Consider the following 17259-nt stretch of genomic DNA (forward strand, 5'->3'; position numbering starts at 1 on the left):
GGTTTTCACCGGTCACTCACAATTGCGCCAGCGATTGCTGGCGGGGAGGGGCGAAGGGGCAGGTCAGGGGGTGTGGGCGGGGCCGGTGAGCCTGCTCGGGGCGGGGCGGCAGCGGCTCAGGACGCGGGGGCTCAGGGCGGCGGCTTGGAGACGCGGGGGCTCAGGGCGGCGGCTCGGGGACGCGGGGGCTCAGGGCGGGGGCTTGGAGACGCGGGGGCTCAGGGGGCCGATTCCGGGGCGGTCCGTACGAACGTCCCCAGCGCGGTGTCGAAGTGGCGGCGCCCCGTGGCCGCCTCGCCGAGCGGGGAGGAGACCCACACGTCGTACATCTTGTCGCCCTCGTTCCACGTCAGGTCGTACGTATGGCGGGGGCCCGCCGCCGCGTCGAAGCCGTTCCACGTGAACTCCCACAGCGCCGCCGGGCGTCCGGCGCGCGAGAGCCGTTCGACGCGGCCCGAGCGGTAGCCGGGGTAGTGGACCGCGCCCTGCGCGTGCGAGGCGCGCATCGCGCCGAGCGGGCCGTCCGGGCGCTGGTCCTGGATGTGGACGCCGAGCCGGAACGTCTTGCCCGGCGCGTAGTAGAAGACGCGCGGCGGCTCGAAGGAGCGGGTGAAGCCGTCGGGCACGGCGAGGGTGAAGCCGGCCGGGTCGCGGACGAGGTGGTAGCCGGCGGGGGCGGTGCCGCGCGCGGCCGAGCCCGGCGCGCCCTGCGGGCCGGGGGTCTTCGGGGTCTTCGGGGCGGGGGCTCCCGGGGCGGGGGCTTGCGTGGTGGCGGAGGCCGGGGCCGTACGGTCGGCGTCCGTGGGGCGTTGGGAGGGGCGCGTCGAGGCGCTGCCGGTGGGGGTGCCCGAGGTGGTTCCGGGGCCGCCGTCGCCCTCGCCGCCGCCGAGCGTGAGCGCCGCGAACCCCGCGCTCACGCCCGCGAGCGCGACGACCGCGACGGCGGCCATCAGCGCGATCCGGGCCCGGTTGGCGCGCGCCGCCTGCGCGGCGTCCGGCGACGGGGCGTCGGGGGCGTCCGAGGGGCGCGGGAACGAGCGCCGGATGCGGGTGGCGGCGGAGGAGGACGCTACGGCGGAGGGGGCGGCGGGCACGGGGACGCTCGCCTGCGTCGGCGCGTACGGCCGTCCGAGCACCGGCATCCGGCCCGTACGCAGATACGCGCGCAGCCGCCCCTCCGCCTCGGCCGCCCCCATTCTTCGCGCCGGGTCCCGCTCCAACAGGCCCCGGACGACGGGCAGCAGCTCGCCCGCGGCGACGGGGGGCCGGATCTCGTCGTAGACGACGGCGTGCAGGATGCCGCCCAACGAGTCGCGCCGGAAGGGGGATTCGCCGCTCAGCGCGGCGCACAGCAGCACGCCGAGCGACCAGAGGTCGGACTCGGGGCCGGTCGTGCGGCCGGACATCCGCTCGGGGGCGGTGTACTCCGGGGAGCCGACGAAGGCGCCGGTCTCGGTGATGGTCGTGGCGCCCTCGACCTGCGCGATGCCGAAGTCCGTGAGGACGACGCGGCCGGTGGCGGCTTCGAGCAGCACATTGGGGGGTTTGATGTCGCGGTGCAGCACGCCGCGCGCGTGCGCGACGCGCAGCGCCCCCAGGATCGCCACGCCGATGCGCGCCGCCTCCCGCGCCGCGACGGGGCCGTCGGCGGCGAGCGCGTCGGCCAGGGACCGGCCGTCGACCAACTCCATGACGATCCACGGGCGTTCGTCCTCCTCGACCACGTCGTGCAGGACGATCACGTTCGGGTGCTTGAGCTGCGCGACCGTACGGGCCTCCCGCAGCGTCCGCTGCCGCTGCGCGTCCGCCTGCGCCGCGGACAGGGCGTCGGTCAGGTGCAGTTCCTTGACCGCGACCTCGCGCCCGAGCAACTCATCGGTGGCCCGCCAGACCGTCCCCATACCGCCCCGCCCGAGCCGCTCCCCGAGCCGGTAACGCCCGGCCAGCAGCCGACCGCCTCCACCGAAGGTCCCCATGGCCTCATCTTGCCCCACCCATCAGCCCGGCCGCGGGTACCGTACCGGCCCGCCGACGGCGGGTCGGGGTGGAGAGCGCTCGGCAGGGCTCCGGACTGGGCGCACTTGTCAACAGGGCGTGAGAAAAGCGGAGTTCGCAAGCCGCTCATTCACCCTCAGGCACCTCACCCGTGTCGAATGCCTGGGCGACGGCGAGGCTGTCCTCGTAGACGTGGTGCCGGACGATCAGGCTGTGCTCGACGGTGAGGTGCAGGGCGAAGCGTGCGCGGTACGCGCGTCCGGTGGAGCGCGCGGTCTGACGGATCTCGCCGAGCACGACCGCGTCGTCGCCGTCGACGAGGATGCGCTCGATCTCGGTCGCGGCGCGTCCGGGCACGTGGTGTTCGGCGAGTTCGCGGTAGTGCGCGACGGCGTCGGCGCGGCTGGAGCGGTGGCGGATCCACGGGGTGGCCGCGCGGCCGTGCTCGGCCTCCGGCCAGTCCAGCTTCCAGTCGCCCCGCTCGGCGTACAGCTCCGCGATGCGCTCGGGGTCCCCCTCGCCGATCCGGCGCAGAAGGTTCTCCACCACAGCGCGCGTGGTGGTGGGTGACGGGGCTGAGGACAAGGCTGAACCATCCGTTCTGGAGACCGCGTTCCGCCGACGCGGAGAGCCCACCACCCTCACCGGAACCGAACATGCGCGCAACCGATTTACGGCGTTCTCGCGGGGACGTTCCCACGCAAGCGACGCATCGATAAACCATCGGCCGAGGAGATCCTTCGCGGGGCAAATGAAGGGAAAATCGGACCTGTTGAAATCCGGACCGAAGCGAAACCCGCGGAGCGGTAGTTTGACGGGCCATCAACCTTCTTCGCATCGCGACGACGGGCAACGGGTCCGGTCGCGTCAAGGCCCACCCGAAACCCCCACCAGCGGGGCGGTCTTGGCGAATCAGACGACATCAGACAGACGGCGCGTTGACGGGCCAATTGCGGCGTGGGCGCTAATTTTGTTCGATCGAAACGGGCAGGCTGATGTTTTCGGAGTGGTCTGCGTCACGCTAATCGGGAAGGGGTGTGCGACAACTCCGTGCGCGGGGGCCGAGTTTGCTGGAGAACGGGCGGGTTACGGGCCGGGGCGGGGGTGAACTTCGGTCGGCGCGAGGGGTGCTGGAGAGGGCACGGTACGTAAAGAACGCCTCAAGAAACCTGAAAGTGGTTGCGGCCTACACGGGCACCTTGATTCAGTATGCATCGAGGTTGGTCACGCGATGGCCGGCCGGCACGGTCCGCGCGCTTCATCAGCACCATGACAGTCGGGGGAAGACTGCTGTGAGCATGCCGCAAGCCCTGCACCGGAGCCTTGCCCTGGGCTCCGTTCCCACGGAATCAGAATACGGGTCGGTATAGGTTGTCATAGTGAATAGCCGCCCCTCTGCTCCGTCCTCGAAATCGATGTAGCCATCGCTGCGCGATGTCAGCTTTATTCACCTTCGAGGAATGTTCTCCTTTCACCCGGCCGCCGTATCGGCCGACGGAATCAGGCTGTCGACGTCGCCCGCCCACGCATTCCGTCCGCGCCGCCGCGGTCAATTCCCGCTGCCTGCTCCACACTGCGTCACCCCTGTTCAGCACCTGCTCGATGCGCGCAATACGTCATCACTGGGAAATCAACAGGAGGAACGTCATGCCAGTGCTCAAGCAACGCACGCCCTTGCTCCCGAAGCCGCCCCGGCACACCATCATGGACTGCACGGTCCGCGACGGCGCCTACTCGGTCAATTTCCAGTTCGACATGCAGACGATTGAGACCATCCTGGCCGCAGTCAGCTCGTCGGGGCTGGAATGGATCGAGGTCGGACACGGCCTCGGCATCAACGGAAATACGATCGCCGAGTCGAATATCTCGGACCGCGAGTGGTGCGACCTCGCCGCCCGCTTCCTGCCCGCGGACGCCAGTTGGGGCATGTTCGCGCAGGCCGCGGTCGCCTCCGTGGAGGATTTGGCGCCGCTGGCCGACGCCGGGATGAAGTTCACCCGCATCGGGGCCGACATGAAGGCGTACGAGCTGGTCTTCGACTACGTCGAGCGGGCCAAGGAGCTCGGCCTGACGGTGTTCGTCAACCTCATGAAGTCGCACGTATGCGATACCGAGGAAGCCGTACGGATCGGCAGCCGCATCGAGAACGCCTGCGACCTCGACGGCCTGTACTTCGTGGACTCGGTGGGGCAATTCCTGCCCGAGCGCACAGCGGAGCTGTTCGGTACGGCCTCCCGGCAGTTGAGGACGCCGCTGGGGTTCCACGGCCACAACAACCTGGGCCTCGCCAACGCGAATTCCATGGCCGCCGCCGAGAACGGCGCGTCGATCGTCGACTGCACCCTGGCGGGGCTCGGCCGGGACGCCGGCAACGCCGTGCTGGAGCAGATGGCCGCCGCCCTGGAACTGCGCGAGAACAAGCGCATCTACAACACGGACGCGCTCGCCTACACCAGTGAGTACTGCGTCTCCCGGCTGGAGACCCTCAAGACCGACCGCGAACTCCAGGTGCTCGGCGCGCTCTACGGGCTGCACTCCAAGAACTTCCCCGCCATCTCCGACATGGCCGAGAAGTACTCGATCAGCCGCACCACGCTGATGGACGCGGTGAAGCCGCTCGCCTACCAGCAGGATCTCGGTCGCACCGATATCGAAGCCATCGCGAAGTCCTTCATGGAGACGGAGTAGGAATTGAACGTCAAGGTCTACCCGCACATCGTCGACGGCCGGCAGGACATCGTCCTGGAGGATCACGACGGATATCAGGCTTCGGCCCGGCAACTGGCGGACTCACTCGGCGAGACGCTGCCGATCGATGTCGCCCAGCTCATCTCGGGGCAGAAGATGGAGCGGCTTGCCGAAGCGTTCCGTGAGCAGCGCGCCGCCGGCCACCCGGGCATAGCCGTCGGACAGGTCTCCCTCCGGGATTCCCTGCTGCTGTCGTCCATTCCGCAGATCTGGGGCCTGGGGCTCAACTTCGTGGCCCACGCCAAGGACCTGGAGGCCACCCAGCCGGCCTTCCCGGGCTCGTATCTGCGGCCGTACAGCTGTGTCATCGCCAACGGCGACGCCATCAAGATCCCCGCGCAGTCCCAGCGCGTCACCGCCGAGGCGGAACTGGGAATCGTCCTGGGCAAGGACGCCAAGAACGTTCCCGCGGAATACGCCTTCGACTACATCCTCGGCTTCACGGTCGTCCTCGATATGACGGCCGAGGACGCCATCCGCGAAAACCTTCGGTACATCCCGTGGAGCAAGGGCTTCGACACCTTCGCCAGCATCGGCCCGAGCCTGGTGCTGCGGGAACAGGAACAGAGCAAGGATCTCGACGACATCCGCATCACCACCTACCTGAACGACGAGGTCGTGGCGCGTAATACCGCGAGCAATATGAAGCACGACCCGGCGCGGATTCTGGAGTACTTCTCCGCCGGCCGCACGCTCCCGGCCGGCACCGTCATCGCCACCGGAACGCCCGGCGCCGCGGTGATCTCGCCCGGCGACACCGTACGCGCCGAGGTCGCCGGCGTCGGCGTGCTGGAACACCCCGTCGAAGCCGCGTAGTCGCAGACCCCCGAGGAAGGATCAGAAATGGTATTCGAGGCCGCGCACTTCGATCAGCTCGCCGAAGAGGGTTACTGCGTCATCGAGAACTACCTCGCCCCGGACACCGTACGGAGCCTGCGCAGCGTGTCCGAGAAGATCCTCTGGCAGGGCGTCGGCGGCACGATGCCGCCGAGCCTTTTCCTGGAGAGCCCCGAACTCAAGGCCGCGCTCTTCTCCGAGAAGTTCTACGAGATGGTGGCCGACCTCAACAACAAGGTCGGCCCGCTCCTGCTCTACCCGAACTTCACCATCCGCAAGGGCCTGGTGGTGGGCTGGCACATCGACGACCGCATGCTGTCGGTGCCCGTCAACAAGCCCGGCGACTTTCCCGCGATCCTGATGTTCAACATCTACCTCCAGGACAACGACCCGCTCAAGGGCGGCGGCATGGACATCGTCCAGTCGAGCCCGCTGCGCTCCCGCGAGGAGCGCGAGGACCTGGTCCGCCATCACGAATACACCCGGCACAACACGGTCATGAACAAGGCCGGCGACTTGGTGATCTTCGATTACCGCGCGGTGCACCGCGGCACCCAGCCGCAGGTGGAGAGCGATGTCGAGCGCCTTGCCCTGCAGTGGACCTTCTCCGTCGGCGACGCGGTCACCCAGGACTACCTGCGGTATCTGCGGGCCCGGCTGACGGAGAAGCTGCACATCTCGGATTTCACCAACCACAAGGCGAACAATTTCTTCGCCGACCTGCCCAACATCTCCCGCGAGCTGATCGAGGAGCGGTGCGGCAGGGCCGTATTCACCGACGGGATCGGCTACCGCGGCCTGTCCGACATCGTGGAATCCGCCACCGCCGGCACCGGGGCGTCCGGCACCGGGGCGTCCGGCACCGGGGAACAGGAATCCCGCTGATGCCGAACGTGTCCCGCGTGATCCTCGATTCCCTCTGGGACGAAGGGGTTTCGGCCTTCTTCATGGTCCCGGGGAAGATGATCAACGCGTTCATGTCGAACTACCGGGCGGCGGACCCGGCGGGCCACCCCCGGATCGCGCCGGTGATCGCCGCCGCCGAGGGCGGGGCCGCGGCCATGGCCGACGGCTACGCCAGGGCCTCGGAGGGCACCGGCGTCGTGATCGCGCTGGACGGGCCGGGGGTGGCCAACGCCGTCGCGGGCCTGGTCAACGCCAACGCGGACCGCTCGCCCGTCACCCTGCTGTCGGGGCACGTACCGCGCGGCTTCGACGCCCACGACGCCCTCCAGGACGTGACCCCCACCGGCCTCGACGTGGCGGCGATGCTCACGCCCGTCACCAGCTCCGCGCTCCAGGTCCGCAGCGCAGGCCACCCCATCCGCTACTGGAACATCACGCTGAGAAAACTGGTCGAATGCCCGACCCGGCCGGTGTATCTCTCGTACGCGGCGGACGTGCTCGCCGCGGAGACGGACGAGTCCGCCATCAGCATGCGCTCCCTCGCGAACGCGCGCGTCCAATGCGACGAGCGGGAACTGGAGAGCGTGCTCGAAACGGTCAACTCCTCCGCGAGCATCGCCGTATTGGTGGGGTCGCACGCCAACAAAAGGGATGGGCGGCAACTGCTGACCCGGCTGTCCGAATCGCACGACATCCTCGTCGGCTGCACCGTGGACGCCAAGGGCGCGTTCACCGAGTCCCACCCGAACAGTGTCGGCGTGTTCGGGTACTCGGGAAATCTGCGGGCCACCGAACTCTTCACGGAACAGGCCCCGGAGACGGTGCTGCTGCTGGGGTGCCGGCCCACGCAGTGGAACACCAACGCGTACGACGTCCGTCTCTCCCGCGCCAAGAACGTCATCGAGGTGACATCGGCGGTGGAGGACATCGGCAATTTCTCGCCGGGCTCCCGGACGCTGCTCTGCGACGAACTGCTCTTCCTGCGCCACTGGGAGGAATCCCTGGCGAAGGAAGGCGACAAGAACGACGAGGACGCCAAGGGCGGCAAGGAAGCCCAGGGCGGGAACGGCGGCCGGCGGTTCCCGTGGAATGCGGGGCTCCGGGAACGTACGGAGCGCATTCCGCTGTACGTGCCGCTGCCCGACGAGGATTCCGGCGCCCTGCACCCGGGGCGGGCCGTGGAGGTGCTGAACAAGTGGCTGGGCGACCGGGCCTGCGTCGCCGATTCCGGAAACCACCGGTCCTTCGCCACGCACTACTGGAAGACGCGTATCGACGCCGGTTTCTACTCCAGTACCACCATGGGCGTGATGGGCTGGGCGTTCGGCGCGGCCATCGGCGTCTCCTTCGCCCGCGAGGAACCCTGCCTCGTCATCACGGGGGACGGCTGTGCCCTCATGAGCGGCGCGGAGATCCAGACCGCCGTGCGATATCGCAGGAACATCATCTTCGCGATATTCGACAACTCCGCCTACGGCGCGACGCATATGAACAACCGGCAGAACCTCGCCGAGCTGAGCGTGCTACCGGACCACGACTGGGTGAAGTTCGCCGAGTCCCTCGGGGCGGAGGGATTCCGGGTGACGACGCTCGAAGAGCTGGACACCGTCGTACAGAAGATCAAGGGCAACGGCGGTGTTCAGGTACTGCACATAGCCGTCGACCGCGACGCCGCCACTCCAGCGCGGTCGTACCAGGAGAACCTGAAGTCCTTCGCGCGGTCGAAGAGTGAAAGCCATGCATGACTCGGCGGGGCCGGCCCGGCCCGGCGCCGAGGTGCGCACCACAGAAATAACACAGAGGTAGGCGGCAGAGATGTCTGGTGCGAAGTTTACGAGCAACGAAGTGCGCGTACTTTGCTTCGCTTTTTTCAGTGTTGTCATCGGTCTGATGGCAGTAGATTTTTTCAACCCGTCTCTCCCGACCATCCAGAAGGACCTGGACGTCGGGCAGGGCACCATGAAGAACCTCATCGTGTTCTACATGATCGTGCTCGGTCTGGCCCAGTTCTTCTACGGGAGTCTCTCCGACGCCAAGGGCCGCAAGATAGCCCTGACGTCGGGACTCGGCGTCGCCGCAGTGGGTCTGCTCCTGGGCTATCTGGCCCAGAACATCATCGTGCTGGACATCTCCCGCGTGCTGACCGCGCTCGGTACGGCATCGTGCACCGTGATTTCCCGAGCATTGATCGTGGACACCTTGCAGGAGCCCGGAAAGCTGCGCAAGGCGTTCTCCTACTTCTCGATGGCGAGCCAGCTCTCGCCGTCGCTCGCCCCGCTGATCGGCAGCTTCATCGGGGTGCACTTCGGCTGGCACGTGCAGTTCCTGCTGTTCGCGCTGGCCGTGATCGCCGGGCTGGTGATGATCGCCACGCTGATGCCGGAGACCCATCCGGCGCCGGCGGGCGGCCAGAAGCAGCAGGGCAAGCTGGAGGCGTACACGAGCGTCCTCAAGAACGTCAACTTCACGTCGTACAGCATCGCTTCGGCGCTGATCTTCTCCTTCACCATCGCGTTCTACGCCACGGCGCCCTTCGCGTTCGACGCGCTGGGGGTCAGCCCGCTGGGCAACAGCCTCTTCTACATCCTGTATTCGGCGTCGATCATCTGCGGGTCCTTCTTCAACAGTTGGATCAAGTGGACGCCGAGGGACACATATCTGCGGGGCCTCATCGCCTACTTGGTGATATTCGTGGTCTCGGCCTTCGCGGACCTCGACAGCAGTCTGTGGAAGATCGGCGTGTTCTCGGTCGCGCTGGGTTTCACCTGCGGTGTGGTGGCTCCGCTGACGCTGACCCTGAGCATGACCATGGTGGAGAAGTCGCGCGGCGCGGCCAGCGCGCTCCAGGGCGCCATCAAGATGTTCTTCACCGGGGTGCTGCTGCTGGTCTTCGACACCGTGCTCATCACCGGTTTCACCACCATTGTGCTGATCTTCCTCGGGTTCGCGGCCGTACTGCTGGCCCTGCACGTCTTCACCACGGCCGCGAATCGAAAGGAGAAGGTCAGTGCGTAACGTGCCTTACAGGAAGGCCCTGGTCCTGGGCGGTACCTCGGGTATCGGCCTGGGAATCGCCCGGAGTCTCGCCGCGCGGGGCGTCGAGGTGACCGTCGCGGGCCGCGACGCGGAACGGGCCGAGAAGACGGCGGCGGACCTTCCGGCTCCGGCCGGCTCCCCCGCCGCCTCGGGAATCGGCCTCGACCTTTCCGAGCCGGAGGGCGTCGCGGATTCCCTGGGCCGGTATGGCGAGCGATTCGACATCGCCGTGCTCAACGGTCCGGGATACCGGCCGGGCCGGGTCACCGGGGCCACCGCGGACGATTTCACACGGGCCTACAGTTCGATGTTCCTGTCTTTGCGGCAGGTGGTCGAATCGGTCGTCGGCGGAATGCGGGAGAACCAGTGGGGCCGGCTGCTGTACGTCTCGTCGAGTTCGGTCGTCGCTCCGATCGGGGAACTCGCCGTCTCCTCGGTCGTCCGCGCCGCGATGCATTCTTATCTGAAGCTGCTGGCGAACGACCTCGCGGGCGACGGGATCACCGTGAACTCCCTCGTCCCCGGCCGCATCGACACCCCTCGGGTGCGGGCGGTCGACGCGGCGCGCGCCGGCGACCGGGGGGTAGCCCCTGACGAGGTCCGGGCGAGCGCGGAGGGTGCCATCCCGGTCGGGCGGTACGGAACCCCGGCGGACATGGGCGAGTTGGCGGCCTTCTTGTGCTCGGACGGCGCGGGCTACCTGACCGGCTCGGCGTACCGCTGCGACGGAGGCATGATCGCCGCGCTGTGAGACCGAGGTTCACGCCGTGAGAAAAGCCCTGAACCTCACGCCATGAGAAAAGCGGTGAACTTCACGCCTTAAGAAAAGCCGTGAAGTTCACGCCGTGAGAAAAGCCGGAAGCTCCCCGGCGCCCGCCCCACGGGCCCGGGGAGCCTCACGGCATTCATACGCGCCCCTACGCCTCAGCCGCCCGGCGCTCCTTGCGGCCCGGCAGCAGGAGGCTGCCGATGGCCGCGCACGCGGTGAACGCGCCGGCGACGAGCAGGGCGCGCCCGTATCCGGCGGTGAGGGCGGCGGCCGCGTCGTGCGGGTGGGACCCCAGGTGCGAGGCGGTCACGTGGGACGCGATGGTGGCCAGTACGGCGAGGCCGATCGCGCCGCCCACCTGGCGCGAGGTGTTGACGAGGCCGGAGGCCAGGCCCGACTCGGCGCGGGCGGTGCCGGTGGTGGCGGCGACGGTGGCGGGCATCATCGACAGGCCCATGCCGAGCGCGCAGAGCATCAGCGGCACGAGCACGTCCGTGGCGTAGCTGCCGTGCGCGTCGATGAAGGACAGCCAGGCGAACCCGGCGGTGCTCAGGGCCATGCCGCCGATCAGCAGCGGGCGCGGTCCCGTGCGGCCGATGAGCCGGGTGGCGAGCTGCGCGCCCACGATGACCGAGAAGGAGCCCGGCAGGAAGCTGAGCCCGGCCTCGATCGCGCTGAAGCCGAGGACCTGCTGGTGGTAGAGGGAGAGCAGGAACCACATCGAGAACATGGCCGCGCCCATGAAGAGCACCACGATGTTGGAGGTGGCCAGGGTGCGGCGGCGCAGGATCGCGAGCGGCACCAGCGGGTGGGCGACCTTGGACTCGATGAGGACGAAGGCGGCGAGCAGCAGCACGGCGCCGCCGAGCGAGGCCCAGACCTCGGGGGCGCTCCAGTCGTGGCTCTCGGTCGAGATGATGCCGTAGACCAGGGCGGTGAGCCCCGCGGTGACGGAGACCGCGCCGGGTATGTCGAGGCGGCGCAGGCCGCCCCGGACGCCGGCGGCGGCCGGTACGTACGCGATGGCGGCGGCGATCAGGGCCGCGCCGAGCGGGACGTTGACGAAGAAGACCCAGCGCCAGCCCGCGTATTCGGTGAGGACGCCGCCGATGACGGCACCCGTGGCGCCGCCGGCCGCCATGACGGCGCTCCAGGCGCCCATGGCGCGGGTACGGGCCTGGGGCTCGGTGAACGTCGTCATGATCAGGGTGAGGGTGGCGGGCGCGAGGACCGCGCCGCCGACGCCTTGGACCGCGCGGGCCGCGATGAGGGCCCCGCCGCTGGTGGCGACGCCGCAGACGAGCGAGGCGAGGGTGAACACGCCGAGCCCGGTGAGCAGGGCCTTCTTCGTGCCGACGAGGTCGGCGGCGCGGCCGCCGAGGAGCAGCAGGCCGGCGAAGCCGAGGGTGTAGGCGTTGACGATCCACTGCATGCCGGCGGGGGCCAGGTGCAGGGTGTCGCGCATCGAGGGGAGGGCGACGTTCACGATCGAGACATCGAGGATGACCATGAACTGCGCCGCGCACGCGATGACGAGGATCGCCGTGGTCGGCAGCCGCTTCGGGGCGGGCGGACGGCCGGTTTCGGTACTCGCGGCGGACGAGGCGGACGCGGTTGGCATGGCGGGGCTCCAAGTGGTGCTGAGTGATACTGCTCCGGATGAAACTAGAGCAGCTCTAAAAATGTAGCACCTATATTTTTCTTTCGAGAGCGAGCTACCCTGGCCCTATGACGGAGCACACACCCACCGCCGACCCCGACGCCAAAAGCGGAGCGGGGACCGGAATCCGCCCCCGCAAGCGGGAGCGCACCCGCGGCGCCATCTACGACGCCGCCTTCCGGCTCTTCGCCGAGCAGGGCTTCGACTCCGTCACCCTCACCCGCATCGCCGCCGAGGCCGATGTCGCCCCCGCCACCGTCTTCACGCACTTCGCGTCGAAGGAGGACATCTTCTTCAGCCGCCGCCAGGAGTTCATCGCCAAGCTCCCCGGCGCCGTCGCGGATGCCCCCACCGAAGCCGAACTCCTGGCACAGCTCCGGGACTACTACATCGAGTCCTTCGAACTCGTGCTGAGCGACGACTGGATCGACAGGGGCCGCGTCTTCGCCCGCATCCTGCTGGGGAGCCCCGCGCTGCGCCGCAGCTTCCTGCCGCTGCTGGAGCAGCGCAGGCTGCTGCTGACCGAGCACCTCATCGAACGGGCCGGCGCGGCGGGCGCGGACCCCGTGCACCGGCAGGAGTTGACGATCTTCGCGGCGTTCGTCATCTCGGTGGGCACCACCGCCTTCGGCGTCCTGCACAGCGAGCTCACGGCGGGCGAGCCGGCCGACCGCGTCCGCGAGGAGGTCCACGACGTCCTCGACCGGGGCTTCGACCGGCTCACCCGCGCGTACGCCGGCACCGGACTGCTGGACCTGTGCACCAGCGCGGCCCGCGCCCGCGAAAGCGCCTCGTCCCAGCCCGCCTCCTAGCCCGCGACCCGCCAGCTCAGCGACCCCGTGAGCAGCGCCCGCAGCGCCGGGTCCCGGACCGCGTCCGTACGGTCCTCGGCGCGGGCCGTCACGGTGTGCGGGCGGCCGTCGGCGGGCACGCCGAGCGCGCCCGGCGTGCGGGTCGTCGCGCCGCGCGCGGACGCGGCCTCGCGCCCGTCGACGTACCAGCGCACGCGTGCCGACGCCGGGGCCTGGACGGTGATGGCGCTCGTACGGGCGAGTGTCCCGCTGGCCGGTGCGGCGCTGCTCAGTACGGACGCGTGGCGGTGGAAGCCCGCGATCATCGCCTCGCGGCCGGGCAGGTTGAACTGCCGGCCGAGCGTCCGCATGATCGAGTTCTGGGTCGGCCGGTAGAGCCCGTGCTGGTAGTAGCCGGCGCCCTCGTACGCGCCGACCGTCCCGCCGTCCGGCGAGGTCTGGCCGAGCCAGCGGTACCACTTCTTGCGCTGCGCGCCCATCGGGCCGGCCGTGAGCTTGCTGATGTTGGCCTGGGCGGGCTCCGGCCCGGTGTACGTGCCGGGCTGCCCGTAGTCGTACTCGTCGGCGAGCTTGCCCAGCGAGTGGCCCGTCTCGTGGACGGCGATCTGGTCGGACTGGGCGTGGTCGGAGGAGGCGGTGGCGATGCCGTCGTAGCCGACTTGGGAGCTGACGTCGTTGTAGCCCGCGCCGCCGTACTTGGTGGAGTTGGCGAGCACCACGACCAGATCGGCGGCCGGGGCCTTGGCGGCGTACGACTCGACCTTGCGGGTGTTGACGCACAGCAGCCGCTCGGTGCCGCCGCAGAAGAAGTTGGAGCCGAGCGCGGTGTCCTTGACCACGCTCTGCACCGGGTCGCCGGAGACCCCGGACTGCCGGGAGACGGCGTCGACGGCCCAGACGTTGAAGAGGTTCTTGTACGAGGCGTAGGGCTCGACGGCGGAGATCTTCGCCCACTTGGCGCGGACGTCCGCGTGGAAGTCGCCCTGCTGCGCGGCGGTGTAGCCGTCGCCGATGAAGACGACGTCGAGCTTGCTGCCCACGGGCCCGTTGCGCACGATCGAGGTGACGTCGCCGTCGGCGGCGATCGTCGACCGCTCCCCCGGGGAGAGCGGCTTCGCGGCGGGGACGGTGGTGTGCAGCGGGTGGCCGCCCGGGCCGGTGAAGTACTCGACCCGGTCGACGGGGCGCGGGCCCGGCGCCGCCGCCGGGCCGGAGCCGGGGCCGGGGCCGGGGCCGGCGGCGCTCGCAGTGGCCGTCGTGGCCGCGGCCAGTGCCGCCGTGACGGCGACGCCGGCCGCTATCGCGCCGCGAAGGGATCTGCTGGGGCCGCTGGATCTGCGTCTGCGCATGGTGTCCTCCCGAAGCCGACCGCCTGGGCGGCGGGCTGAGCCGGATTTAGGCGCGGCTCAACGTAGGGGCTCTCGGGACGGCCGACAATGTCCGGGGCGGAAGTTGCGGCGCCGGCGCGGCGGGTTACGGCCACCACCGCGCGCCGTACCGGCTCGCGGCCTGGCCACGTAAAAGGCTCACGCCTCGTCCCGTACGAGCCTCAGCAGCCGGTCCGCGACGGCGCCGCCCCCGGTCCGTACGCCGTCGTGCTCGAACTCGTCGGTGACCCAGGTGCGCAGCCCCCGGATCGCGCGGGCGGTGCGCAGCGAGTCGGCGGTGTCGACGTAGAGGTCGTCGTGGTAGATCGCGGCGGCCACCGGCACCTCGTTGCGGGCGAGCTGGGCCGGGTCGTAGAGCGGGCCCCAGCCCTCGCGCTCGGCGAGGAGTTCGGCGGTGCGGCGCAGCGGGCGCAGGGCGGGGTGGGTGCGCAGCATCCACGGGTGCACGGTCTCGCCCGTGAAGAGAAAGGGTTCGCCGGTCTCGAAATGCCGGTCGAATTGCGGGAATTCGCTCCTGACGCGTTCGGCGGCCCAGTGCGTGGCGCGTCCGTCCTGGGCATAAGTGGCCTCATGGAGCAGCGCGTAGAGCGGGTTGGCGGCGTGCGAGAGCACCGCGGCGGCCTGTTCCCCGAACGCGTCGGACAGCCGCGGCCCGGCGGCGGTCGGCACGAAGGCGGACTCCAGGAGGTAGTGCAGCCGGTGCGAGCCGTCGCCCGTGCCGAGGAGGATGCCGAGCTGCTGGAACGCCTCGGGGGTGAGGAGGGTGCCGTCGGCCAGCACCTCCTCGCGGTCCGCAAGGTGTTCGGCGATGCGGCGGGCGGCAGCCTCGTCCCGCGGGTAGCGCTCGTAGTGGGCGAGGGTCTTGCGTTCCATGCGGGGGTAGGCGGCGCGGTAGACGGTCTCGGCGTCGGCGTCGAGTCCGGGCAGCCCGCCGGTGATCAGCACCTCGGCGAGCCCTTCGGGCGCGTACGAGAGGTAGCTGACCGCGCAGAACCCGCCGAAGCTCTGGCCGAGTACGCTCCAGGGCCGGCCGCCGGTCACCTGGGCGCGGACGAGTTCGCAGTCGCGGACGATGGCGTCGGCGCGGAAGTGGGCGAGGTAGTCGGCCTGTTCCTCGGGGGTGCCGCGGAGCGGCAGGGTCTGCCGGGTGGCGGGGGTGGAGCGGCCGGTGCCGCGCTGGTCGAGGAGGAGGACGCGGTAGTCGTCGAGGACCCGGTCGAGCCAGTGGGCGCGGCCGACGGGGCGGGGCGCGGCGCTGCCGGGGCCGCCCTGGAGGAACACCAGCCAGGGCAGGTCGTCCCCGGCGCGGGAGGTGGCGACGGCCTCGCGGGCGTAGAGCTGGATCCGTTCGCCGTCCGGGGCCTTATGGTCGAGCGGCACGTCGAAGACGTGGTCGGTGAGAACGAGACCGGGCTGGCGGACAGAGGTTTTCCCGGCGGCGGCCTTCGGCATCTGTTCCATCCTCACTTCGGCGGGGCGCATGGCAGCACGGAGCACAACAGCACGTAATGGGTTCGATAACCCGACTTTCCTAAAGGCTTAACCTACCGAGTGGGGGAGCGGTGGCTCAGAAGAACGACGACGGCGACGGCGGACGGGACGACGGACCGGCCGTCGCGGGAGGGGCCGACGGACCGGCCGCCGCGGGACGGGCCGACGGACCGGCCGCCATAGGGCGCCGCGTCCTGCGGCTGCGCACCGAACGCGGCCTCACCCAGCGCCGGCTCGCCGAACCCGCCTACACCGCCGCCTACGTCTCCACCCTCGAAGCCGGAAAGGTACGGCCCTCCGAGACCGCCCTGCGCTACCTCGCCGACCGGCTCGGCGTGGGCTACGAGGAACTGGCCACCGGCCGTCCCGCGCACCTGGCGACCGAACTGCGGCTGCGGCTGACCGACGCCCGCCGGGCGCTGGCCACCGGCGCCGCCGAGGACGCCCGCGCCCTGTTCCGGCCGCTGCGCGCCGAGGCCGCCGCGCTCGCGCTCGTACCGGAGGAGGCGGCGGCCCTGCTCGGCCTCGGCGACTGCGCGCTGGAGACCGGCCACCTCACCGACGCCCGCGACCACTTCGCCGACGCCGAGCGGCTGCTCGCCGACGAACCCCTCCCCCGGCGCGCGCCCGCGATCCGCGGCCGAGCCACCGCGCACCTCCTGGCGGGCGAACTGCGGTACGCCTGCTACCTGCTGGAGACCGCGATCGACGAGCTGAACGCCGGCGGGCTGCACGACCCGGACGCCCTGCTGCTCCTCTACACCGCCTCGATCGCCCCCTACATGGACATGGGCGCGCACGCCCGCGCGGCCCACGCCGCCGAACTCGCCCTCGCCCTCGCCCCGCGCGTCCGCGACCCGGCGCTGGTCGCCGGGATGCACCGCGGGGTGGCCCGTACGCTGCTCGCCGAGGGGCGCACGGCGGAGGCCGACGCCTCCCTGGCCAAGGCGCGGGAGCTGTACCAGCAGTTGCAGATCCGCACGGACCTCGCGCACTGCCACTGGATGCTGGGGTACGTGCACGCGCAGGACGGCGACCTGGAGCGCGCCGAACGCGAACTGCGCACCGCGCGCTCGATGCTGGCCTCCAAGCGGGCGGCGCTGTTCGTGGTGCAGGTCGAGGTGGAGCTGGCCGACGTGCTGCGGCGGCGCGGGCGGCCGGGCGCGGCGGAGGCGCTGCTGCTGCCGCTCCTGGAGGTGGCGGAGCTGAACGCCGACCGGGGCGCGGTGCACGCGGGCGGCGCGCACCGGCTGCTCGGCCTCATCGCCGAGGACCGCGGGGACACGGAGCGCGCCGAGGAGCACTACTGCGCGGCGCTCTCGCTGCTGGAACGGACCGGCGCGGCGGGCGACCTGGCGGACCTGTGCCGGCTGCTGGGCGATCTGCTGCGCCGTACGGGGCGGGTGGAGGCGGCCCTGGACGCGTACCGCACGGGGCTGGGGCACCGGGCGGCCCCCGGCACGACGACGCTGGGCCCGGCGCCGGCGGAGCCGCCGGTATAGGGCCGGCGGTCACCGGTGCGTACGGCGCGGAGCAGGCTGAATCGCCGGTGCGGGGCCGCGCGGTCAGCGGCGCGTACGGTACGCAGCCGACGGGGCCGCCGATGCGGGGCCGCGC

13 protein-coding genes are annotated in these 17259 nt (G+C 70.4%); 8 read left to right on the top strand and 5 right to left on the bottom strand.

Features of this window, described 5'->3' with window-relative positions:
* Positions 1–218: 218 nt before the first annotated feature.
* The gene (locus IF55_RS29510; protein ID WP_030888188.1) at positions 219–1976 is read right to left on the bottom strand and encodes a serine/threonine-protein kinase; all 1758 of its coding nucleotides are present in this window, start codon (positions 1974–1976) and stop codon (positions 219–221) included.
* Positions 1977–2121: 145 nt separating this feature from the next.
* Positions 2122–2544, bottom strand: coding sequence for a nuclear transport factor 2 family protein (locus IF55_RS29515; protein ID WP_030888191.1), 423 nt, complete (start codon positions 2542–2544; stop codon positions 2122–2124).
* A gap of 1098 nt (positions 2545–3642) precedes the next feature.
* Here IF55_RS29515 and IF55_RS29520 point away from each other — a divergent pair.
* From IF55_RS29520 to IF55_RS29545, 6 genes are all read left to right on the top strand, one after another.
* Positions 3643–4683, top strand: coding sequence for a beta/alpha barrel domain-containing protein (locus tag IF55_RS29520; protein ID WP_157854502.1), 1041 nt, complete (start codon positions 3643–3645; stop codon positions 4681–4683).
* Positions 4684–4686: 3 nt separating this feature from the next.
* Positions 4687–5559, top strand: a complete 873-nt coding sequence (locus IF55_RS29525; RefSeq protein WP_051776213.1) for a fumarylacetoacetate hydrolase family protein — start codon at positions 4687–4689, stop codon at positions 5557–5559.
* 27 nt (positions 5560–5586) lie between these two features.
* Positions 5587–6465 carry a phytanoyl-CoA dioxygenase family protein gene (locus IF55_RS29530; RefSeq protein WP_048832692.1) on the top strand — a complete coding sequence of 293 codons (879 nt, stop codon included), beginning with the start codon at positions 5587–5589 and terminating at the stop codon, positions 6463–6465.
* Entirely contained in the window at positions 6465–8231 is a 1767-nt protein-coding gene (locus tag IF55_RS29535) for a thiamine pyrophosphate-binding protein (protein WP_030888204.1), read from the top strand. The genes IF55_RS29530 and IF55_RS29535 overlap by 1 nt, the downstream gene beginning before the upstream one ends.
* 70 nt (positions 8232–8301) lie before the next feature.
* On the top strand, positions 8302–9501 hold the full coding sequence (locus tag IF55_RS29540) for an MFS transporter (protein ID WP_078645458.1): 1200 nt from the start codon (positions 8302–8304) through the stop codon (positions 9499–9501).
* A gap of 1 nt (position 9502) precedes the next feature.
* A complete protein-coding gene (locus tag IF55_RS29545; RefSeq protein WP_030888209.1) occupies positions 9503–10273 on the top strand; it encodes an SDR family oxidoreductase in 771 nt (256 codons plus the stop codon).
* Between the two features lie 166 nt (positions 10274–10439).
* Here IF55_RS29545 and IF55_RS29550 read toward each other — a convergent pair whose 3' ends face one another.
* A complete protein-coding gene (locus IF55_RS29550; protein WP_037966469.1) occupies positions 10440–11912 on the bottom strand; it encodes an MFS transporter in 1473 nt (490 codons plus the stop codon).
* 107 nt (positions 11913–12019) lie between these two features.
* Between IF55_RS29550 and IF55_RS29555 the strand changes: the two genes are divergently transcribed.
* A complete protein-coding gene (locus IF55_RS29555) occupies positions 12020–12763 on the top strand; it encodes a TetR/AcrR family transcriptional regulator (protein WP_048832694.1) in 744 nt (247 codons plus the stop codon).
* Here the strand turns inward: IF55_RS29555 and IF55_RS29560 are convergent.
* Both IF55_RS29560 and IF55_RS29565 read right to left on the bottom strand, forming a co-directional pair.
* Complete coding sequence (locus IF55_RS29560) at positions 12760–14112, bottom strand: M64 family metallopeptidase (RefSeq protein WP_030888216.1); 1353 nt, start codon at positions 14110–14112, stop codon at positions 12760–12762. The genes IF55_RS29555 and IF55_RS29560 overlap by 4 nt on opposite strands.
* 177 nt (positions 14113–14289) lie before the next feature.
* On the bottom strand, positions 14290–15603 hold the full coding sequence (locus tag IF55_RS29565) for an alpha/beta fold hydrolase (RefSeq protein WP_030888219.1): 1314 nt from the start codon (positions 15601–15603) through the stop codon (positions 14290–14292).
* 218 nt (positions 15604–15821) lie between these two features.
* Between IF55_RS29565 and IF55_RS29570 the strand changes: the two genes are divergently transcribed.
* Positions 15822–17144 (top strand): helix-turn-helix domain-containing protein, encoded by a 1323-nt coding sequence (locus IF55_RS29570; protein WP_030888222.1) that lies wholly within the window; start codon positions 15822–15824, stop codon positions 17142–17144.
* Positions 17145–17259: the final 115 nt, after the last annotated feature.

The organism is Streptomyces varsoviensis, from assembly GCF_000718635.1.
In the GTDB taxonomy this organism is placed as follows: domain Bacteria; phylum Actinomycetota; class Actinomycetes; order Streptomycetales; family Streptomycetaceae; genus Streptomyces; species Streptomyces varsoviensis.

Coding starts and splice junctions, on each gene's coding strand:
- IF55_RS29510 (WP_030888188.1), bottom strand. CDS start 1,976: ATGGGGACCTTCGGTGGAGGCGGTCGGCTGCTGGCCGGGCGTTACCGG.
- IF55_RS29520 (WP_157854502.1), top strand. CDS start 3,643: ATGCCAGTGCTCAAGCAACGCACGCCCTTGCTCCCGAAGCCGCCCCGG.
- IF55_RS29530 (WP_048832692.1), top strand. CDS start 5,587: ATGGTATTCGAGGCCGCGCACTTCGATCAGCTCGCCGAAGAGGGTTAC.
- IF55_RS29535 (WP_030888204.1), top strand. CDS start 6,465: ATGCCGAACGTGTCCCGCGTGATCCTCGATTCCCTCTGGGACGAAGGG.
- IF55_RS29540 (WP_078645458.1), top strand. CDS start 8,302: ATGTCTGGTGCGAAGTTTACGAGCAACGAAGTGCGCGTACTTTGCTTC.
- IF55_RS29550 (WP_037966469.1), bottom strand. CDS start 11,912: ATGCCAACCGCGTCCGCCTCGTCCGCCGCGAGTACCGAAACCGGCCGT.
- IF55_RS29555 (WP_048832694.1), top strand. CDS start 12,020: ATGACGGAGCACACACCCACCGCCGACCCCGACGCCAAAAGCGGAGCG.
- IF55_RS29560 (WP_030888216.1), bottom strand. CDS start 14,112: ATGCGCAGACGCAGATCCAGCGGCCCCAGCAGATCCCTTCGCGGCGCG.
- IF55_RS29565 (WP_030888219.1), bottom strand. CDS start 15,603: ATGCCGAAGGCCGCCGCCGGGAAAACCTCTGTCCGCCAGCCCGGTCTC.